The sequence below is a fragment of the Pseudarthrobacter sp. NamB4 genome, assembly GCF_005796185.1.
Taxonomy (GTDB): domain Bacteria; phylum Actinomycetota; class Actinomycetes; order Actinomycetales; family Micrococcaceae; genus Arthrobacter.
The window spans coordinates 242,514-262,463 of the sequence record NZ_VAHM01000001.1 but is presented as its reverse complement, the minus strand read 5'-3'; the positions used below and the strand labels follow the sequence as shown (position 1 = coordinate 262,463).

General features: G+C 63.8%; 23 protein-coding genes, 1 other RNA gene and 1 riboswitch. Of the genes, 12 read left to right on the top strand and 12 right to left on the bottom strand.

Annotated elements, in window-relative coordinates; translation table 11 throughout:
- The 9 genes from aroA (at nucleotide 1) to FDW81_RS01120 (ending at nucleotide 7,928) form a co-directional block, all read left to right on the top strand.
- Nucleotides 1-1,389, top strand: a complete 1,389-nt coding sequence (aroA, locus tag FDW81_RS01160) for a 3-phosphoshikimate 1-carboxyvinyltransferase (RefSeq protein ID WP_138132263.1) — start codon at nucleotides 1-3, stop codon at nucleotides 1,387-1,389.
- A complete protein-coding gene (locus FDW81_RS01155; protein ID WP_138132261.1) occupies nucleotides 1,373-2,488 on the top strand; it encodes a ribosome small subunit-dependent GTPase A in 1,116 nt (371 codons plus the stop codon). The genes aroA and FDW81_RS01155 overlap by 17 nt, the downstream gene beginning before the upstream one ends.
- Before the next feature lie 46 nt (nucleotides 2,489-2,534).
- Complete coding sequence (gene hisN, locus FDW81_RS01150; protein ID WP_138132259.1) at nucleotides 2,535-3,347, top strand: histidinol-phosphatase; 813 nt, start codon at nucleotides 2,535-2,537, stop codon at nucleotides 3,345-3,347.
- A gap of 161 nt (nucleotides 3,348-3,508) precedes the next feature.
- Nucleotides 3,509-3,622: riboswitch (SAM riboswitch) on the top strand.
- Nucleotides 3,623-3,657: 35 nt separating this feature from the next.
- Nucleotides 3,658-5,067 (top strand): aminotransferase class V-fold PLP-dependent enzyme, encoded by a 1,410-nt coding sequence (locus FDW81_RS01145; protein ID WP_138132258.1) that lies wholly within the window; start codon nucleotides 3,658-3,660, stop codon nucleotides 5,065-5,067.
- A gap of 86 nt (nucleotides 5,068-5,153) precedes the next feature.
- A complete protein-coding gene (locus FDW81_RS01140; protein WP_138132256.1) occupies nucleotides 5,154-5,912 on the top strand; it encodes a class I SAM-dependent methyltransferase in 759 nt (252 codons plus the stop codon).
- Between the two features lie 49 nt (nucleotides 5,913-5,961).
- On the top strand, nucleotides 5,962-6,699 hold the full coding sequence (locus FDW81_RS01135; RefSeq protein WP_138132254.1) for a metal-dependent transcriptional regulator: 738 nt from the start codon (nucleotides 5,962-5,964) through the stop codon (nucleotides 6,697-6,699).
- Nucleotides 6,696-7,115 carry a CrcB family protein gene (locus FDW81_RS01130; RefSeq protein WP_138132371.1) on the top strand — a complete coding sequence of 140 codons (420 nt, stop codon included), beginning with the start codon at nucleotides 6,696-6,698 and terminating at the stop codon, nucleotides 7,113-7,115. The genes FDW81_RS01135 and FDW81_RS01130 overlap by 4 nt, the downstream gene beginning before the upstream one ends.
- Nucleotides 7,112-7,519, top strand: a complete 408-nt coding sequence (locus FDW81_RS01125) for a CrcB family protein (protein WP_138132252.1) — start codon at nucleotides 7,112-7,114, stop codon at nucleotides 7,517-7,519. The genes FDW81_RS01130 and FDW81_RS01125 overlap by 4 nt, the downstream gene beginning before the upstream one ends.
- 31 nt (nucleotides 7,520-7,550) lie before the next feature.
- The gene (locus FDW81_RS01120; protein WP_138132250.1) at nucleotides 7,551-7,928 is read left to right on the top strand and encodes a hypothetical protein; all 378 of its coding nucleotides are present in this window, start codon (nucleotides 7,551-7,553) and stop codon (nucleotides 7,926-7,928) included.
- Between the two features lie 25 nt (nucleotides 7,929-7,953).
- Here the strand turns inward: FDW81_RS01120 and FDW81_RS01115 are convergent, their stop codons facing one another.
- The 11 genes from FDW81_RS01115 to FDW81_RS01065 form a co-directional block, all read right to left on the bottom strand.
- Complete coding sequence (locus tag FDW81_RS01115; protein WP_240719824.1) at nucleotides 7,954-8,937, bottom strand: S1C family serine protease; 984 nt, start codon at nucleotides 8,935-8,937, stop codon at nucleotides 7,954-7,956.
- A gap of 199 nt (nucleotides 8,938-9,136) precedes the next feature.
- Nucleotides 9,137-9,505: a transfer-messenger RNA gene (gene ssrA / locus FDW81_RS01110) on the bottom strand.
- 77 nt (nucleotides 9,506-9,582) lie between these two features.
- Nucleotides 9,583-10,056, bottom strand: coding sequence for an SsrA-binding protein SmpB (gene smpB, locus FDW81_RS01105; RefSeq protein WP_138132248.1), 474 nt, complete (start codon nucleotides 10,054-10,056; stop codon nucleotides 9,583-9,585).
- 102 nt (nucleotides 10,057-10,158) lie between these two features.
- Complete coding sequence (locus tag FDW81_RS01100; protein WP_138132246.1) at nucleotides 10,159-11,607, bottom strand: M23 family metallopeptidase; 1,449 nt, start codon at nucleotides 11,605-11,607, stop codon at nucleotides 10,159-10,161.
- Nucleotides 11,608-11,633: 26 nt separating this feature from the next.
- A complete protein-coding gene (gene ftsX, locus FDW81_RS01095; RefSeq protein WP_138132244.1) occupies nucleotides 11,634-12,548 on the bottom strand; it encodes a permease-like cell division protein FtsX in 915 nt (304 codons plus the stop codon).
- Entirely contained in the window at nucleotides 12,545-13,327 is a 783-nt protein-coding gene (ftsE, locus tag FDW81_RS01090) for a cell division ATP-binding protein FtsE (protein ID WP_138132242.1), read from the bottom strand. The genes ftsX and ftsE overlap by 4 nt, the downstream gene beginning before the upstream one ends.
- 183 nt (nucleotides 13,328-13,510) lie before the next feature.
- Nucleotides 13,511-14,626, bottom strand: coding sequence for a peptide chain release factor 2 (prfB, locus tag FDW81_RS01085; protein WP_138132240.1), 1,116 nt, complete (start codon nucleotides 14,624-14,626; stop codon nucleotides 13,511-13,513).
- A gap of 59 nt (nucleotides 14,627-14,685) precedes the next feature.
- On the bottom strand, nucleotides 14,686-15,132 hold the full coding sequence (locus tag FDW81_RS01080) for a pilus assembly protein TadG-related protein (RefSeq protein WP_240719822.1): 447 nt from the start codon (nucleotides 15,130-15,132) through the stop codon (nucleotides 14,686-14,688).
- A complete protein-coding gene (locus tag FDW81_RS01075) occupies nucleotides 15,129-15,638 on the bottom strand; it encodes a hypothetical protein (protein WP_138132238.1) in 510 nt (169 codons plus the stop codon). Before FDW81_RS01075 ends, FDW81_RS01080 begins: the two co-directional genes overlap by 4 nt.
- Complete coding sequence (locus FDW81_RS01070; RefSeq protein ID WP_255467057.1) at nucleotides 15,619-15,996, bottom strand: TadE/TadG family type IV pilus assembly protein; 378 nt, start codon at nucleotides 15,994-15,996, stop codon at nucleotides 15,619-15,621. The genes FDW81_RS01075 and FDW81_RS01070 overlap by 20 nt, the downstream gene beginning before the upstream one ends.
- Before the next feature lie 42 nt (nucleotides 15,997-16,038).
- Nucleotides 16,039-16,224: a hypothetical protein gene (locus FDW81_RS01065; protein WP_370278651.1), complete on the bottom strand. Its 186-nt coding sequence runs from the start codon at nucleotides 16,222-16,224 to the stop codon at nucleotides 16,039-16,041.
- A 271-nt stretch (nucleotides 16,225-16,495) separates the two neighbouring features.
- On the opposite strand from FDW81_RS01065, the gene FDW81_RS01060 reads away from it, so the two are divergent.
- The 3 genes from FDW81_RS01060 to FDW81_RS01050 all read left to right on the top strand — a co-directional run bounded on the left by FDW81_RS01060 (nucleotide 16,496) and on the right by FDW81_RS01050 (nucleotide 17,762).
- Nucleotides 16,496-16,678, top strand: a complete 183-nt coding sequence (locus tag FDW81_RS01060) for a hypothetical protein (protein WP_138132234.1) — start codon at nucleotides 16,496-16,498, stop codon at nucleotides 16,676-16,678.
- 80 nt (nucleotides 16,679-16,758) lie between these two features.
- Nucleotides 16,759-16,995 (top strand): hypothetical protein, encoded by a 237-nt coding sequence (locus FDW81_RS01055; protein WP_138132232.1) that lies wholly within the window; start codon nucleotides 16,759-16,761, stop codon nucleotides 16,993-16,995.
- Nucleotides 16,996-17,582: 587 nt separating this feature from the next.
- Nucleotides 17,583-17,762: a hypothetical protein gene (locus FDW81_RS01050; protein ID WP_138132230.1), complete on the top strand. Its 180-nt coding sequence runs from the start codon at nucleotides 17,583-17,585 to the stop codon at nucleotides 17,760-17,762.
- Nucleotides 17,763-17,810: 48 nt separating this feature from the next.
- Here FDW81_RS01050 and FDW81_RS01045 read toward each other — a convergent pair whose 3' ends face one another.
- Nucleotides 17,811-19,526: a glycosyl hydrolase family 28-related protein gene (locus FDW81_RS01045; protein WP_171027067.1), complete on the bottom strand. Its 1,716-nt coding sequence runs from the start codon at nucleotides 19,524-19,526 to the stop codon at nucleotides 17,811-17,813.
- Nucleotides 19,527-19,950: the final 424 nt, after the last annotated feature.

Here is a 19,950-nt window from a genome sequence, read left to right as displayed (position 1 = left end):
ATGACCGCACCAGCCCACCTCCGGGACGAATCCGGAAGCACTGTCCCCCACTGGCCTGCGCCGTTCGCGTCCCGGCCCGTCAACGCCACCGTTACGGTGCCAGGTTCGAAGTCGCTGACCAACCGCTACCTGGTCCTTGCCGCCCTGGCTGACGGCCCATCCCGGCTGCGCGCACCCTTGCACTCCCGGGACTCGGCGCTGATGATCCAGGCGCTCCGGGAGCTTGGTGCCACCATCAGGGAGGTACCCGGGGACGGTGCTTTCGGGCCCGATCTGGAGGTCATCCCGCTGGCCGCGGATACTGCCGCGTCCAACACCGCGATCGACTGCGGACTCGCCGGGACAGTGATGCGGTTCGTTCCGCCGCTGGCGGCGCTGCGCAAGGGCGCGAGCGTGTTCGACGGCGATCCCCACGCCCGGAAGCGGCCGATGGGGACCATCATCGAGGCCCTGAAGTCGCTGGGAGTCTCCGTTGCGGCCGAAGATGGCAGCGCGCCGTCGTCGTTGCCGTTCATCGTGGAAGGTACCGGCGAAGTGCGGGGCGGGCACCTGGTGATTGACGCCAGTGCGTCGTCCCAGTTCGTGTCTGCACTGCTCCTGGTAGGGGCGAGGTTCACCGAGGGGCTGCATCTGGAACACGTCGGCAAGCCGGTACCCAGCCTCGACCACATCAACATGACCGTGGCGGTCCTGCGCGGCGCCGGTGTGGCGGTTGATGATTCCGTCCCCAACCACTGGGTTGTAAGCCCCGGCCCGATTCGCGCGTTTGACCAGCGGATCGAGCAGGACCTCTCGAACGCCGGTCCGTTCCTCGCTGCGGCACTGGCGTCCGGCGGAACAGTGCGCATTCCCAACTGGCCTGAGGAAACCCAGCAGGTGGGCGACCTGTGGCGCAGCATCCTTGCCAGGATGGGAGCCGACGTCACACTGCGCGACGGCGTCCTGACGGTTACCGGGGGCCCTGCCATCCAGGGCGGAGACTTCGCCGACACCAGCGAGCTTGCCCCTACCGTTGCCGCGTTATGCGCACTGGCCACAGGTCCCTCGCGGCTGAGCGGTATCGCCCACCTGCGCGGGCACGAGACGGACCGGCTTGCTGCCCTGGTCACGGAGATTAACCGCCTTGGCGGCGACGCCGAGGAAACGACCGATGGCCTGGTGGTCCGCCCTGCCAGGCTGCACGGCGGCGTCGTCCACAGCTACGCCGACCACCGCATGGCCACGGCCGGTGCGATCCTCGGCCTGGCCGTTGAAGGCGTCCAGGTGGAGGACATTGCCACCACGGCGAAGACCATGCCCGACTTTCCCCGGTTGTGGGAGGACATGCTCAGCCAGAACAGCCCGGCGGGGGCGGGGGCGGAAGGTTCCGGCAGTGCCTCGCAGGACTGACTCCTGGGACGAATCGGATGTGCGCGTCCGCCCCAACAAGAAGGGGTCCCGGCCCCGCACCAAGGACCGTCCCAGCCACGATGACGCCGTCACGGGCCGCATCATCACCGTGGACCGGGGCCGGTACACCGCGGTGGTCGGTGAGGATTCGGGAAACGAGCGGATGGTCGTCGCCGCCAGGGCACGGGAACTCCGAAGGAACCCGGTGGTTGCCGGGGATTTCGTCTCGCTCGTGGGAGACGTTTCAGGCGACCCGCACACCTTGGCGCGCCTGGTGAAGATCCAGGACCGCAAGACGCTCCTGCGCCGCAGCGCTGACGACACAGATCCGGTTGAACGGGCCGTGGTCGCCAATGCCGACCAACTGGTCATCGTGGTAGCCGCGGCCAACCCTGAACCGCGCACCGGCTTCATCGACCGGGCGCTGGTGGCCGCCTACGACGCCGGAATCGACCCCATCCTGCTGGTCACCAAGGCGGACGTCAAGGATCCCGCGGAGCTGCTCTCCAACTACACGCACCTTGACTTCCCGGTGATCATCAGCCGCACCGCGGATACCCGGGCGTCCGGCATCGACGCCCGCTCCGACGACGGCCTGTCCGCACGCCTCGACAGCACCGCAGTCGCCGAACTGCGGACTCACCTCGACGGGAAAGTCACCGTCATGCTGGGCCATTCGGGCGTCGGCAAGTCAACCATGGTGAATGCGCTGACCGGAGCTGAACGCGCCACCGGCGGGGTGAACGCCGTGACCGGCCGGGGCCGGCATACCTCCTCTTCTGCGCTCGCGCTGCGCCTCGCGGACGCACCTCCCGGCAGCTGGATCATCGACACCCCCGGCATCCGCTCCTTTGGGCTGGCCCACGTCGATCCGGACAGGATCCTGCGGTCCTTCCCCGACCTCGCCCCCGGCACCGACGACTGCGAGCGGGGCTGCAAGCACACCGCCACTGCCGTGGACTGCGGACTGGACGCCTGGGTTGCCGCAGGCCGCGCAGGCCCCACTGGTGAAGCACGGCTGGCCTCACTGCGGCGGCTCCTCGGCGCTGATCCGCGGATGGAAGCCCAGGACGCCAAGGAACTGGGCAGTATCAACTGACGGCCCGGTTCCCGGCAGAAGCGCGTGCAGACGGTAGTTTGGAAGCATGATCCAACCCGCCTCGAGCTATAACGATGACCTGCGCCTGGCTCATGTCCTGGCCGATTCCGTGGATGACCAGACCATGAGCCGCTTCAAGGCCCTGGACCTCCACGTTGAGACCAAGCCGGACCTGACGCCTGTCACCGATGCGGACAAGGCAGCGGAAGAAGCCATCCGCGGTCAGCTCTCCCGTTCCCGTCCACGTGACGCCGTCCTCGGCGAGGAGTTCGGCAGCACGGGTCACGGATCACGCCGGTGGATCATCGACCCCATTGACGGCACCAAGAACTTTGTCCGGGGCGTGCCCGTTTGGGCCACCCTGATCGCGCTTGTGGACGAGGGCGAGCCCGTGGTGGGCGTGGTCAGCGCTCCAGCGCTGGGCAAGCGCTGGTGGGCAGCTAAGGGCATGGGCGCCTACATGGGACGTTCCCTTGCGGCCGCCACCCGCCTCCGGGTATCCAATGTGTCCCGCTTGTCCGACGCTTCCCTTTCCTACTCCAGCCTTGGCGGCTGGAAGGAGCGCGGGAACCTTGATGAGTTCCTGGGCCTCACCGAGGACGTGTGGCGTACCCGTGCCTTCGGTGATTTTTGGTCCTACTGCATGGTGGCCGAGGGTTCGGTGGACATCGCCTGCGAACCGGAACTGAACCTGTACGACATGGCCGCCCTGGTGCCCATTGTCGTTGAAGCTGGCGGCCGCTTCACCTCCCTTGAAGGCGAGGACGGCCCGTTCGGCGGCAACGCCCTGGCCACGAATTCCATCCTGCATTCAGAGGTGCTGCGCCGCCTGAACCCGGATCTGGATGACCTGCTCTGATCCCTCCCTTTTTCGAAGATTCCACGGCGGGCACCTTCCCAAGGAGGCGCCCGCCGTCGTCTTCTTCGGCGAAAGACGGCTTTTTCAACCCGACGTAACAAAGCCCTTAACATTGCCGCCGGCTTTTAGCCTTCCCGGCCCATGTCCTAGGCTCTTAACCAGGTCACGAGTGCCAGCGCTAAACCCCGGTTTGCTGGCCGGCAACCCTCCATTCGCGGTGGGGTGCCCCGGGTGACGACCAGGCCGGTCCGGAACGGATGCGGCAAGCGCGGATTCCCGGAGCGGAGTCCTTTTTCGAAGTGAGGTCTCTGTGACAACTGCCACCGTCTCCCCCAACGCCGCCGACGTTATTTTCGATCAGCGCAACGCTGTCGCCGTCCAGCCCTTGGCAGCAGTCACCGGTGCTGAAATCCAGGCTCCGCTGATCCACGGCGGCCACATCCGCTACGCCAACCTCGACTACGGAGCGTCCGCCCCGGCACTCTCTGTGGTGTCCGCGTACCTCAACGAAATCCTGCCCTACTACGCCAGCGTCCACCGCGGTGCAGGCTATGCCTCCCAGATCAGCACGTCCGTATACGAGAATGCCCGCGCCATCGTCCGGGACTTCGTGGGCGGCCGCCCGGACGACTCAGTCATCTTCACCCGGAATACCACGGACTCGCTGAACCTCCTGGCCGGCTGCCTGCCCGCCACGGATGGACGGCCGGATGGCGATGTCCTGTACCTCGACATCGAACACCACGCCAACCTGCTGCCGTGGCAGGGCATCCCGCACCGCAGCCTCGTGGCAGCCGACACGATCTCAGGAACCATCGCTGCGGTAAGGGCAGAGCTGGAACAGGGCGGTGTGAGCCTTGTTGCAGTCACGGGCGCCTCCAACGTCACCGGCGAGATCCTTCCCATCAGGGCCCTGGCGTCGCTTGCCCACGAACATGGCGCGCGGATCGTGGTTGACGCCGCCCAGCTGGCGCCGCACCGCCGTGTTGACATCGCTGCCGATGGCGTCGACTACCTCGCGTTCTCCGGGCACAAGCTCTATGCGCCGTTTGGTGCGGGCGTGCTGGTAGGACGCGCGGACTGGCTGGACTCGGGTACACCCCACCTGGCGGGCGGGGGCGCCGTGAAAGAAGCAAGGCTCGACGGCGTCAGCTGGGCAACGGGCCCGGCCCGCCACGAGGGCGGATCACCCAACGTCCTCGGTGCAGCTACGCTGGCCCGCGCCACGCAGGTCCTGGCCGGACTGGACCTTGACCGGTGGCACGCCCACGAAGCAGCCATCCGTTCTTTCCTGGTGGATGGGCTGCAGGACATCGAGGGCGTCACTGTCCACCAGATTTTCAAGGACACCGACCCGGACACGGACACCATCGGCGTGGTGAACTTTTCCGTCGAGGGATACGACGCCGGCCTGGTGGCGGCCTACCTCTCCGCTGAGCACGGGGTGGGCCTCCGCGACGGCCGCTTCTGCGCGCACCCGCTGCTGAAGCGGCTGGGGCTTCCCTCCGGTTCCCTGCGGGCCAGCTTCGGCGTCGGATCCAGGCTGGAAGACGCCCAGCGGCTGCTGACGGGTATCCGCGAACTGCGCAGCAAGGGGCTGGGCTGGGACTATGTAGTGGATTCAGGCCGCTGGGTGCCCGCCAACGACAACCGCACCTACCCGCACTGGGCACCCAATACCCCGGGAACTGCCGGCGCCGCCCCCTGCATCGACGACTGAGCCCCGGGCCTTCCTGCCCGGGACAGCGGCGCCTGATGCGGTAGATTCGGAGCACACCAAAGACACCGGATGAAGGAGGCCCTCACGTGGTACGGGGTGGCCCCAAACTGGATCACGGGCGGCGGCAGGAGCTCGGCCGTAGCTTTCAGGACGGCGGCGAACACTATCAGAGGGTGCGGCCGGGCTATCCCGCCGAATCCGCGCACTGGCTGGTGCCTCCGGGAGCCCACCACGCACTAGATGTTGGTGCCGGCACCGGCAAATTCACGGAGCTGCTGCTGGCACAGGGGCTCTCCGTCACGGCCATCGATCCTTCAGCCGACATGCTCGGACAGTTGGAGGCGCGCTGCCCTGCTGCCACGGCTGTCATGGGAACCGCAGAGGAATCAGGCCTCCCGGAGGCAGCGTTCGACGTCGCCACCGTCGCCCAGGCATGGCACTGGTGCGATGCACTCAGGGCAAGCACAGAGCTGGCCCGGGTCCTCCGCCCGCAGGGAGCGCTGGGCCTGGTCTGGAACCAGCTGGACACCTCCGTCCCCTGGGTGCACCGGCTCTCCCGGATCATGCACGCCGGGGACGTCTACAAACCCGGTTTCCGGCCACTCGTGGGACCTGAGTTCGAAGGGTTGGAAAGCCATGTGATGCACTGGCAGGACACTGTCACCAGCCATGACCTAATGGAACTGACCAAGTCCCGGAGCTACTACCTGCGGGCAAGTGAAACCACCCGCGCCAAGGTGCTGGCCAACCTCAACTGGTACCTGCATGAGCACTTGGGCCACGCTCCGGGCGAGAAACTGCAGCTGCCGTACCTGACGCTGGCATGGCGGGCGGTGAAAGCATGAGCGCCGGCCGCCCCGTGACTGACCGCGGACAGCCGGTAGGCTTGATCCTGTGAAGACCAGCGCGCCCTCCTCCTCGATTGAGGACTACGTCAAGGTCATCTACTCTTTCACGGAATGGCAGGACAAGCCCATCACGTCCTCCCAGCTCGCCCAGCGCCTGGGCGTAGCAAATTCCTCGGTGTCCGAAATGGTCCGCAAGCTAAAGGACCAGGGCCTGGTCGACCACAAGCCCTACAGCGCCATCAGGCTCACGGACGCCGGACTCCGGCTCGCGCTGGCGATGGTGCGGCGCCACCGCCTGATCGAAACCTACCTCGTGCAGCAGCTGGGCTACAGCTGGGACGAGGTCCACGACGAAGCGGAACTGCTGGAGCACGCGGTCTCGGACACCTTCATTGAGCGGGTGGCCGCCAAGCTGGGAAACCCCCGGCGGGACCCCCACGGCGATCCGATCCCCACACCGGACGGCAAGGTGCTGATGCCCCGTGCGCACCTCATGGGGGAACTCGATGAGGGCCATACGGGCCGGATCACCCGGATCAGTGACGACAATCCGGATCTGCTCCGCTACCTGGCGGCGGAGGAGATAGACCTTGACGCCGAGGTTGAGGTGGTGGGCCGCAGGCCGTTCGGTGGCGCACTGGTGGTGCGGATCAGGAATGCGGGGCGGACCCGAGACTATGACCTGGCTGATGAGGTTACGTCAGCCCTGTGGGTGCACAGCGACCATCCCCACCCCGGCTGTGTCCTGGCGGACGCCGGCCTGCCCAAGGCGGGAGCGGGCTGAGCGCTTCGGGTACGCCGGAAGCCCGCGCCTGGCTGGCTGTTGCCGCAGGCGGCTTGATCGGCACCGAACTGCGGTACGGCCTGGGAGTTGCCTTTCCGGAGCTTCCTGGCTCGTTTCCCTGGACCACGCTCTGGGTCAACGTGGCGGGCAGTTTTGTCCTGGCCACCCTGACCACCGCCTGGATGGCCCGGCCGAGGACCGCGTTCTGGCTGCGGGCGGGGCTGGGTCCCGGCCTGCTGGGCTCCTTTACCACGTTCTCCGCTGTGATCTTCGCCCTGGATCAGCTGGCCAGGGCCGGGCAGCATGGGGTGTGGATTGCCTACCTGGCGCTGTCGCTGGTCCTTGGCCTGGGGGCCGCCGGGCTGGGGTGGCGGCTGGGGAAACTTGTGGGGCCGCCTTCCGGGAGCGGGCATTGATTGGCGCCGTCCTGGTGGGGATCTTCGGCGTAGCCGGCGCGCTTCTCCGTTTCGGCGTCGACAGCTGGTTTGCGCACCACAGCTCCCGCCGGACGGCCCATGACGCCCTTTCCGGCAGTCCCCCTAGGCTGCACTGGCCTCGGGCCACGCTGCTGGTCAACGTGGCTGGGTGCTTCATCATCGGGCTGGCGTACGGGCTCGCTGCCGGGCCGGGGCTGGGCGACGAATGGCGGGTGGGGCTGGTGACCGGTCTGGCAGGCGGCCTCACCACCTTCAGCTCGTGGACCACTGCCACCGTTCGTCTTCTCAGCGAAGCGCGCTTTGGGGCAGCTGCGTTGAACATTGCCGGCAACCTGGTCCTTGGTTTTGCTGCTGCGGCGGCCGGAAGAGCCCTGGCGGCTTGACCGTCGGCGGGCTGCCGTATCGTGGGTGGTGATGATTAGCAGACGCGACGCCGCCATTGCCCTTGACGTCCCCCTGGAGATGGCGCAGCGCCACGGTCTTCCAAAGTGGATGACCGAAGCGGAACTGGGTGAAATCCTGGACAACCCGCCGCCCTGGCTGGTGCAGTCCCGTGCCAACCGCACGGGCAAGCGGCCCGTCTGGGTCCATCTGGAGTGCGCCGTCTGCGGGTATGAGGAAGCGGCGAGGCCCAAGAAGTGGTGGCCGGACTTCACCTACGTGGTGTGCAGCCATCATTCACCCCGGGAGGTCCCTGCCGCGCGCCCGGGCTTCGTGCGCAGCGAGTTCGACGGCGTGGGCACGCGTTTTGTGGGGATTGCGGATGTTGCAGCGCCTGACACACAGGAGTAGGCCCCGCCTGTGGCGGCCCAGGGACTCACGGGCCGTTGGTCGTCATCTCGTCCGGGACTGCCACCAGGTGCATTTCCGTGCCCTCCCGCAGTACCGCGAGATCGAGCGGCTGGCCGATCGCGTCGGCAAACAAGAGCCGTTGCAGGCTCTCCGCGTTGCTGACGGGCCTTCCACCGGCCTTCAGGAGGACATCGCCGGCCAACAGTCCGGCCCGGTCTGCCGGAGAACCTGCCAGCACCTCCACGATGCGCAGGCCTTCCTTCTGCCCGGTCCGGATGACGCCACTCGGGCTGAGCCTGGCGGGCGTGCTTACCAGTCCCAGGTAAGCGCGTTTGACGCGGCCGTCCGCAAGCAGCGCGGAGATGATCCTCCGGGTTGTCGCGTTGATGGGGATGGCGAGGCCGAGCCCTGCGCCGGCTACCGCGGTGTTGATGCCGACGATCCGGCTGTGCGTGTCCGCCAGCGCTCCCCCGGAATTGCCCGGGTTGAGTGCGGCGTCCGTCTGGATCACGTCCTCGATCACCCTCCGGTTTCCTCCGGACCAGACGGGAATGGCGCGCCCCAGGCCACTGACCACTCCCGCGGTGACAGATCCCGCCAGGCCCAGGGGATTTCCCACCGCCACCACCAGCTGTCCCACGCGGAGTGATTCGGCGGCGCCGAACTCTGCGGGGGCAACCCCAGGCCTCCTGCCGTGGACCACGGCGAGGTCTGACAGGGGGTCAGCTCCCACCAGCTCGAGCTCCATGCGGCTGCCGTCCGCGAAGACAGCGTGGCCCCGATTGGTCCCCGCCACCACGTGCGAGTTGGTCAGAAGGTAGCCGTCTTCGGTGAACAGCACGGCGGATCCCGCCCCCATACGGAATCGCCCGTTGCTGCGCCTTGCTGTCATTTCGATGGCAGCAACATGCGGGGTGACGGCAGCAGCCACCCGCATAACTGTCCTTGAATACGCATCCAGCGCATCGACGTCGTCAGCCTGGAAAGCCGGCTCCGGCGCGTGGTCCACGGCGCACCTCCTGGTAGTGCCTATCCTGGCGCCATCTCCCAGGCATGCCAGGTCCTACCGAAGTAAACGATGGTGGGATGCGGTCCAGTCCCGCAACCGGTACGCCTTGGGTGAACGGAGACTCGGCCGTGCACGGATTGCATCCTTCAGTGCATCCGGGCAAACAAAAACACCCTGGTCCGAAGACCAGGGTGTTTTTTGGTGGAGATGGGGGGAATTGAACCCCCGTCCGATGTCGTGTTGTCAGGGCTTCTCCGGGCGCAGTTTGCGTCGGATTTTCTCGGCCCCAGCCATGCTGCAAACAGCTGGCTGATCCGGGCCCAGTCATCTAAGAGTCCCGTTCACCCCGATGACGAGGGTAAACAGCAGTGGCTATCTAAATGACGCCAGGAACCGGGGCGATAGCATCCCCGGGCTGACGGACTGAACTACTGCTTAGGCAGCGAGTTCGAAGTCAGTGCGCTTAGATTCGGCACTTATTGGTTTGCAGAAAGCGTTAACGAGATAATTCTGCATCCTCGGCCCGCTTCACCTGTCGCGACTAACATCGTCGAAACCGATCATCCCCGTATTTTGTTACCAAACCGGCGGGTTTCCCCTCCGGACTACTTATACTAACGCACGTCCAGCCCGTTTCATTCCAAGCTACCGACGGCGGTTGCGTTCCCGCATTTCCCGCTGCGCCTCGCGGTTGTCCTGCTGCTCCCGCAGGGTTTGCCGCTTGTCGTACTCCCGCTTGCCCCGGGCGACGGCAATCTCCACCTTGGCTTTGCCGTCCACGAAGTACAGCTGGAGGGGAACGATCGTGTAGCCGGCTTCCTGTACTTTGCGGGAGATCTTGATGAGTTCTTCGCGGTGCAGGAGGAGCTTGCGGCGGCGGCGTGCGGCGTGGTTGGTCCAGCTCCCCTGGTTGTACTCGGGGATGTGGATAGCCTCCATCCACAACTCGTCATTGTAGAAGGTGCAGAAACCGTCCACCATGGAGGCGTGACCCTCCCGCAGGGACTTTACTTCGGTGCCCATGAGCGCGATTCCCGCCTCGTAGGTATCCAGCACGTGGTAGTCGTGCCGGGCCTTGCGGTTGGTGGCCACCACTTTACGGCCACTTTCTTTAGGCAAGGGAAAGCTCCTCATTTCTCGGGTGGATATCCTCCTGGCCGGTCTGGCATGGAGTCATCCCAGTCTACGGCAGGGCGCCGCCCGGGCCGGAAGCCCGGCCCGCTACAGGAGTCCCATGGGGTCGACGGCGGTTCCGTTCAGCCAGGTTTCAAAGTGTGAGTGGCAGCCAGTGGAGTTGCCGGTGTTGCCTGAATAGGCAATCAGCTGGCCCTGCGATACCCGCTGGCCGTTCGACACCACGATGCTGGCGTTGTGGTAGTAGATCGTGTTCAGCGTGTTGCCCTCAACCAGGCCGTGCGAGATCTTCACCCGCCAGCCGCCCCCGTCCGCGGAGCTCCAGCCGGAGCCAAAGACTTCTCCTGCTGCTGCCGCATAAACAGGAGTACCGCAGGCTGCCCCAAAGTCCAGGCCGGTGTGCATGTACCCGCCCTGCCCGTAAAAGTCGATGGTACCCGGCGGGGTGGCGCGCCAGCCAAAGCCGGAGGTGATCGGGACACCGCCATTGAACGGGTGCCGGAGACCGAAAGCTGACGGGGATCCCGCAGGCGGAATGAAAGATTGCACGGGCGGGGGCGGCGGTGGCGCCTGGCCCTTGGCCGCTGCTGCAGCGGCGGCCGCAGCGGCCGCGGCAGCCGCTGCCGCTTCTGCCTTCCTGCGCTGCTCCGCTTCCCAGGCCTCACGGAGCCTCCGGTCTCGTTCCTGGATTTCAGCTGCCACGGCATCCTGGCTGGCCTGGACGCCCGCCAGCTGTGACTGGATGCCAGGCTTGGCAGCCTGCAGTTCGGCATCAAGGCGGGTAGTGTCGGCGATCAGCCGGTCCACTTCTTCCTTCTTTGACGCGGCTTCGTCGCGCGCCGCTTTTTCCCGCTCCAGCGCTGCATCAGCCTTGGCCTTCAGGTCCTTGATTTCAGCCTCCACCGCCTGCAGGCGGGCTTCGGAGTTCACGTTGGTGGCGCTCTGCTGCTGCAGCTTGTCCATGGCTGCGTTCTGGCTCCGCATCGCCTGGTCCGCCAGGTCCATGGTTTCAGTCAGGCTGCCGCCGTTATTGGAGCCAAAGAACAGCGAAAGGTTTGAAGGAACGCCGCCGGACTTATAAGCCTGGGTGGCTATTTGGCCAATCAGTTTCTTCGTGTCGGCGATCTTCTGCTTGTCTGTTTCAAGCTGCTGCGTGATCTTGGCCTTGTTCTGCTGGGCCATGTCCACGCGGGCGGAAAGCGCCTCGACTTCCTTGACGGCGCCGGCAACACGGCCCTGCGCCTCGAGCAGCGCCTGCTGGGCACCGGGCAGTTGGCCCTGGTAGATGACCAGGTCGCTGGCCGCTTTGGCGATGCGGGAATCGACGAATTCCAGGGACTGCTGGACGCGCGCAGCCTCTGCCTCGAGTGCTTTCTGCCTGTCTTCAAGCTCGTCAGCGAAAGCCGCCGGGGTAGAGGATGCGAGCCCCGCGGCGAGGACAATGGCGAGTACGCCGCTGATAATGCCGGTGCGCTGCGGCGCCTTCCGGCCACTATTGCGCCGGGGGCGGGGGGAGGTTTGATCCGTGACGTTCATAAGCATTCCTTGTTTGGTTTGCATACCTAGACGTGAAGGTATCTGCGCAAGGTCAAGAGAGACGAAATTCCGGCCAAGGATCCGCCAAGGATTATCAAAGCGGGGGCAAGGATCAACGTCTGCCCGGAGGAAATAAAGGCGGTGTCCGGGTACTGCTGCGACATGTACTCACCGAGGAAGAAATGCGCCACCGCCCACAGTGTGGCGGAAGCCAGGGCAGCGCCGATGACAGCCGCGATTACGCCCTCGAGGATAAAGGGCAGCTGGATCACGGTCTTCGACGCGCCTACCAGCCGCATGATCCCCGTTTCCCGGCGGCGGCTGAAGGCAGAGAGCCGGATGGTGGTGGCGATCAGAAGGATGGCGCAGACAATCATGACGCCAGCGATACCAACGGCTACCAGGGACGCACCGTTCATCACCGAGAAGAGGCGCTCAAGCAGCTGTCGCTGGTCAATCACTGTTTCCACTCCCGGCTGGGAGGAGAACGTCTCGCTGATGATCTGGTACTTTTCCGGGTCCTTCATATTGATCCTGAAAGATGCCGGCAGCTGGTCAGGGGTTACTGAGTCCACAATGGGCGAATTCGAGAACTGGTCCTTGAAGTGCTTATAGGCCTCTTCCTTGGACTCGAACTGAAAGTCGTTGATGTACTGGGACACTGCCGGGGATTCCAGCAGTGCGTTCAGACTTTCCTGCTGCTCTGGGGTGACGGGCCCGCCCGCGCAACCTGCCGCCGTCGACCCCTCACTGCAGAGGAAGATGGCCACCTGGACTTTGTCGTACCAGTACCCCTTCATCTGGTTGATCTGCATCTGCAGCATTCCTGCTGCGCCCACGAAGGTCAGCGAAACGAAGGTGACCAGAATGACCGAGATCACCATGGAAAGGTTGCGGCGGAGGCCGCTGCCGATCTCACTGAGGATGAATGCGAGCCTCATCGCTGGGCCTCGCCCTCGCCCGGCAGCCTGTTTTCCGTGTCGTCGTCCCGCCCGCTCGCGTCCTTGAGCCTGCGGGACTGTCCGACGACGGGAATGATGGAGGTATAGAGGGCCCTGGCCTCGTCGCGGATAACGACGCCGTTTTTGAGCTCAACTACCCGCTTGCGCATTTCGTTCACGATGTCGTCATCGTGCGTTGCCATCACCACGGTGGTGCCGTTCTGGTTGATCTTGTCCAGGACCCCCATGATGCCCATGGAGGTGGTGGGGTCCAGGTTTCCGGTGGGCTCGTCGGCGAGGAGGATGCCGGGCCGGTTGACCACTGCACGGGCGATGGCCACCCGCTGCTGCTCGCCGCCGGAAAGTTCGTGCGGCATGCGGTGCTCTTTGCCCTCCAGCCCTACGGTCTTCAGCACCTCGGGAACCGTGTCCCTGATGACGCTGCGGCTCTTGCCGATGACCTGCATGGCGAACGCTACGTTTGCGAACACGTTTTTCTGGGGCAGGAGCCGGAAGTCCTGGAAGACGACGCCGATGCCCCGCCTCAGACGGGGGACGCGCCAGCTGGAGATCTTGGCGACGTTCTGGCCGGCAACATAAACAGCGCCCGACGTTGCCCGGTCCTCCTTGAGAACCAGGCGCAGGAATGTGGATTTGCCGGAGCCGGATGCACCCACCAGGAAGGCAAATTCGCCGCGGTCAATCTCAAGGTTGACTGAGTCCAGCGCAGGCCGGGCTTTCTGGTCGTACACCTTGGTGACATTTTCGAATCGGATCATGGCCCTCAGTACCCTGCAGGGCATGGCTGATCCGTCTGATGCAGCCCAGTTCTGCAGCCGGTGCACGGGTTTCTGTTGGGGAAAGTAGGGCCCCGGCCCTCTGACTATACGCAGAATTCCCGGTGATGCGGCGGGGGTTTACAGGTGTGTCGCCGGAACGGGGACTTCGCGAACCCGTTTCCTCTACTTTTCGGCGTTGCGATTGTCCGTGCGCCACCGGATGCCGGCATCGATGAAGTCGTCAATCTCGCCGTCGAACACAGCAGCTGTGTTGCCCACTTCGTGCTCGGTGCGGAGGTCCTTAACCATTTGGTACGGGTTCAGGACATAAGAGCGCATCTGGTCACCCCAGGATGCCTTGACGTCGCCGGCGAGCGCCTTCTTTTCTGCGTCCTCCTGCTCCTTTTTCAGCAGCAGGAGACGGGACTGCAGCACGCGCATGGCCGCGGCGCGGTTCTGCAGCTGCGATTTCTCGTTCTGCATGGACACTACGGTGCCCGTAGGGATATGGGTCAGCCGGACTGCGGAGTCGGTGGTGTTAACGGACTGGCCGCCGGGGCCGGATGAGCGGAAGACATCTACCCTGATCTCGTTGTCCGGGATGTCGATCGAATCCGTCTGTTCGATCAGCGGAATGACCTCCACCGCGGCGAACGAGGTCTGGCGCCGCCCCTGGTTGTCGAAGGGGCTGATCCTCACGAGCCGGTGGGTTCCGGCCTCCACACTGAGCGTTCCATAAGCATAGGGTGCCTTCACTTCGAAAGTTGCCGACTTCAGTCCGGCTTCCTCGGCGTAGGAGGTGTCCATGACGGTGGTGGGGTAACCGTGCCGTTCTGCCCAGCGGAGGTACATGCGCAGCAGCATCTCGGCGAAGTCGGCGGCGTCGACCCCGCCCGCTCCCGCACGGATGGAGACGACGGCCTCGCGCTCGTCGTACTCCCCGGACAGCAGCGTGACGACTTCGAGTTCCTTCAAAGCCTTCTTGATGGACTCCAGTTCCGCTGCCGCCTCCCCCATGGAATCGGCGTCTTCCTCATCCTGTCCAAGCTCCACCAGGACTTCGAGGTCGTCAATCCGTGCGGCAAGCCTGTTGAGGCGCTCCAGTTCGGACTGGCGGTGCGAAAGCCGGGAGGTGATTTTTTGCGCCGCAGCGGGGTCGTCCCACAGGTCCGGCTCGCCCGCCCGCTCGCTCAGTTCGGCGATGTCTTCCTTCAGCGCGTCTACGTCAGAGACTCTCTCGATGGACTCGTAGGTGGCGCGAAGGGCGCGGATTTCAGCGGAAAAATCAATATTGGCCATGGTCGTTTAACCCTACGCTATCCGGCGGACGGCTCATGCTGGCCTGGCGGCAGCGCGAGTCAGCGCGTCAAGCGCGAGCGCGCGGTCGACGTCGCCTCAATCCTGATGCCATCGGGTACCAGGAAATTCACCACGGGAGGATGGACGGCTGCCGACAGCACGACGACAGCTGTTGCGCCATCGGGACTGCCTGTTGCCCCTGTGACGGAGAGTCCGTCGAACCGACGAGAAGCGGGACTCCTCGCAATGAAGTCGGCTGCCACATTCCTGACGCGGACGGGGTTCAGGGTTGCCGAAGGGATCCCGCCCTGGGTTGCCACCTCGCCAAGGGTGTAGCTGTCGGCTGCTGCCAGGGAGGCGCCGTCGGCTAGGGAGAGCAGGCGCTTGTGATCAAGGTAGACGGAAGAAATGCCAATGACCACGGTTGCCACCAGCAGCGCCAACAGGACGTAGCCGACGATCATCACCAGCATTTGGCCTTCTTCCTTGCCGTTCCTGGAAGTCATCGGAACCGGCCCACCAGTTGCGTCGACGATGCCTCGACCTCGCTGGCCGCCAGCGTGAAATTATCGCTGAACGGCACGAACGGCAGCGGGATGGACAGGCTCACGGTGACGGTGACGGCGGTGCCAGGAGCCTGGCAGTCAGCTGGGCTGCAGGTTGTTGAAATTCCTGCTTCTTGCGGCTGGTGCCCGAAATCGGCAAGGGCAATGGACACCGCCTGTTCGGCGGCTGCTTGGGCTGTTGCTCCGTCCGGTTGGGCTACGTAGACCTTCGCAGCCTGATCAGCGGCTCCCACCACAGCAAACGAACCACCCTGGATCTGCCCCACGGTGATGACAAAGTAGACCAGCGGAACCATCAGCAGGAGGGCAAGGAACGTGAACTCGACCACGGCACTCCCCCGCTCGTTCCCCCTTTCCTGCTTTGCTTCCACCGGTTCCAGGCACAGGGCTTCCGCCAGCCTGGCCCTCAGGGATACCGCCCCGCGCTTACGGCTGTACGGCAGCATGCCCCTTCACCTCCAGCATCTCCCGCGGACCGATGAGCCCGATGACGGGCATCGGTGCCCGGACGGTCACCTCCAGCGTCCGGAATCCCTCAATGCTCACCTCGCTGGTGCTGACGTTTTCGGCAAAGCCCGGATTGAGCGCTGCACCGATGAGGGTACGGGTCCTCTCCGCAGCGTCTCCCGCGCCCCGGTCTGCCAGCGTCCCGTAACGGGCGCCCGACGCCGCCGCGTCGATCAATGTGTTGCGAACGTGGAGTACCAAAGTCAGCTGGATAATGGCCAGGAAGAACATGGTGAGGAGCCCGCCGACCAGGACAAAGTCCACCACTGCCGAGCCCTGCTCACGGTGATCGGGCAAGCAGTTTTGTCCGCCTGGACGGCAGAGGGACCTTGTCACTGGCTAGCTTCCGACCGTGTCCATCGCTTGGTTGAACATTGCTTCCAGCGCTGGCCCGGCAAGGGCCAGCAGCGCCGCCACCAGGACAGCGGACATCAGGGTGATCATCACCCAGCCGGGCACATCCCCCCGCTCATGATGGTCCTCCGCGCTCCGCATGCTCGAGCATAATGCCGTGCCGAGCATCATCAGCAGCGATCCGTACCGGTTTGCCAAGATCTTCATGTGCCGTCCTTTTCCTGATTCGGTTCTTTGTACTGCCTTGTCTTTGAACTGCCTCTTATGCAGGGATCCACGATGGCGCCCCTTAAAGGCCGAAGTTGATGGCTACGATTCCCGGAAAAACCGCGAACACCACGGTCAGCGGGAGCACGCCAAAAACAAGTGGCACCACAATGGTGCATCGTTGTGGTTACTTCCCCACGAGGGGAAGGGCAGGGACAACGGTTAGGGACATCCGATGACGCTAGATCAGCTCAAAGCAACGTTTGCGGGGAAGCGGGTCCAGTACGTCGGCATGTACGGCAAGACTGACGGGCCTGTAGGGAAAGTCTGGCGGGTAACCAAAGGCGGCGTGTGGGTCACGTTCGCCAACGGTGACCGCCAGCAACTCCACCCCGAGGGCCTGCGCGTAATCAACTAACCGGCCTGCCATAATTCAAGCAACGGGATTCGATTGGTCTCTACCTGTTGCACCACACAATCCCATTGGGGGGACACATAATGAGCACCACTTTCACCATGTCCGATGTCGCACGCCATTTCGGTATCAGCCGCAGCCAGGCATTCCGCGAACTGCCGTCCTGGCCGCACCAGCGCCAGGGCTTGAACATCAGCTTCACAGCATCAGACATGGCAGGTATCAACAGGATTATGAACGCCGGCCCGGATGAGCAACTGGCCCGCCTCAACCTGCTTGAACAGAAGCGGGCAGAAGTAAGGGCAATGGACGCCGTATAAGCCACGAAACAAGGAAAACCCCCGCCAGCCGTGATGACTGACGGGGGTTTCTTCGTCTAGGCAAGGTGCATCACCTGACAGGCTTGTTGCCGTGATCGAACCTGTTCTGATTGCCCGTCCTGGGAGTGATGGACTCCTCCGGCCGGTCCACGCCGCTCTGTTCTAGCCCGGGCGGGGATGTAGGTGGCAGCGGTCGGGGCCTTTCGCTTGCAGCTTGGGCGGCCGGCGCGGACGTGAGCGCTGCTAGAACTACGGCTGCGGATGCAATGGACTTACGCATTGGACTCTCCTTCATTGGAGGATTGCGGGTAATGACGAGACCGTGCAGCAATTTTAGTGCCGTGCCGCTACAACGAGCCCCCCTAATTAACCGAAGGGGGGCCTCAGTGCGGGAGAACCTAAGCCAGCCGTGTACTCGTAATCCGGTTCCAAGTCCTCGAACGGGGAACGCACTACAGCAGCTTGCCGCTCCGCTTCCCGATCTTCCGCGTTTATCCGTGCCATCATCGCTGCGAACCCTTCCGGGTCAAACTTCACCATACGGACGACTGTAAAGCGGGGGTAAGACAGGACCCTATGATGAGGCCATGACTGAACCAGAGAACAAACCCGCGGCCTACCCGGAGTACGACGAAAACGGCAACCGCAATCCGGTCCGAGTTCCACCAACCGAAGCGTCCGAGGAGTGGGAGTTGGAAACTATCCGGGACAACGCCGAATACGACCCCTACGACATCGACACCCTGGCCAACGAGCCCAACCACTAATGCCAAGAATGCCCCGGCCAGTCGCAATGACCAGCCGGGGCTGTTTTCCTACGCTGCGGGGAAGTCGGCGCGTGCTTGTTCTATCCAGTTAGTCCCGTCATAACCCAGCGTGATCGAGTCCCTGGCAGCGTCCAAGGTGATAGCCGAAACTATTCGAATATTCCCTGTTCCCAGTACCGCCACGTCACGGGCGTTCGCGAGCGTGCGAACCGAGATAACCTGCCCCTTTGAACCGCCGCTGATCGTGGTCAGGTTATCTGTAGCAGTCCCACCCTCGGTATCCACCACCAGATACTTTGCGGCCGGCGTGACCGTCACAGCATCCGAAACAATACCGCGGAACAAATAGCCCGGATCATCACCAGCAACCACCGGGGCAGAATCGGTGATGGAAACCGCAGTTGCCCCACCGACGCCCTTATTGTTAGCCGCTGTCACGCCTGATGCGTTAGTAATGAACAGCGCGTAGTTCCCGCTGGCCCTGATCGCGGTGTTACCTGTGGCGGTGATGCCAAGCTGCGGGGAAGTCGTGGCGGAAGCGGCGCCGATCGCTACACCATTGCCCGTGATGTCAGCCACCACATTGTTGGACACGTTGATGTACTCATACGTTGCCGTCGTCCCACGAAGGCCGGCCCTGACATAGATGCCAGTGTTTCCGCCACGGCGCACCTCGTTATCAAGGACTGCAATGCGGCCCGGCAAATCGGATTCGTTGTGCACACTGATCCCGTAAGAGGCAGTGTTCCTGATCTTGTTCCCGATGATCCGCCCGGTACGGCACTCCACATTGATTCCCTGCCCGCTGGAGCTGAGGACATTGTTGTGTTCGATCCAAATGTCTTCAGCAGCCGTGTGGGAGTCGATAGCGTCCCCACCGGCCATCGAACCGCCTAGGGCCTTTGATGTGCTCCGCACGGTGTTGTTGCTGAACAGGATCCGGCGAGGGATTCCGGGGTAGGCGCTTTCGTTGTTCGTGGTGAAAGCATGGCGCACGTAATCCAGGTCATTGAACCGCGCCCCACTGTCCTGGACCGCGTTAGCGAATGAAAGCCCGTAAGCCATAGTGTTGTCCACCGCCCACTTGATCACGCAGTGCTCCACCCAGACGTTGATGCTGTCCGAGATGTAGATGTGCCGGCGGTCGATATTCTCCGTCCGCACCCCTGATATGAGGATATTGCGGCCCATGAGGACATCGATGCCGTACTGGCCCATAGCTGCGGATTTCATACCCCGGATCGTGCCTGGTCCGAGGATGTTGATGTTGGTTACCGGCGTGATCTTCTGAACGTAGGCCCCGTCTGCCGGGTCATAACCTGCGCCTGCGATGGGAGTGGTGGCGGTGATGTTGTCGCCGCTCACCGTATCCACGATGCACAGCTCCCCGTACTTAGTGCCGGTAGAAGAAGCGTCGAAGACTTTGTTTGACCCAAGGCGGAACATGTCCCCCGCCACAAGCCCGTGCCCTGGCGCAGTGATGATGAAGGCGCCGGAACCAGCCGTGACAGTCAGTGCGGTCTTCATTGCTGACTGCACCCCGCTCGCCCGCAGAACTGCCCCGGTGTTGTTGTGCTGGATCACAGCCCCACCGTCAAGGATGACCGTCGTGTTGCTCGGGATATTCAGTTGGGCCGTCTTGAAGGTGCCGGCAGGGAACCGCACAGCGTGACCCGCAGCAGAGTTAATCGCTGCCTGGCATGCTGTGGTGTCATCAGCTACACCATCACCAACAGCACCGAAATCCTTGACGCTAACGAACAACTCGCCCTTACGGACAGGCTGCCGGCCCTGAGAGTCAAGGGACGCGTAACGACCATCCAGGGCGGCCCTGGTCTCGGTGCTCGAACCACTAACAGCCGCAGCGATAGCCGGATCAGCAGGAGCACCAACCAGAGCCGCCGCACTAGAAGCGGAAGCAGCAGACGAGGACGCCGCCTGCTCAGCCGCAATAACAGCAGCCTTCAACCCCTCATACGACGTGAGGTAACCGGTGAACCCTGCACCTTGTTCGGGTCCGCGGGATCAAAAATGGTGATACTCGCGTCAGCGGCAACCATACTCGGATTGCTCGGGTCCGCCGCAAACAAAGGTTCAAACGTATAAGCCATAGTTAGTTCTCCTGGTCTTCGATAGTGGTCACTTCCCTGGTGATTTCTTCGTCTTCGTTCGGGTCTCCGAACACGAT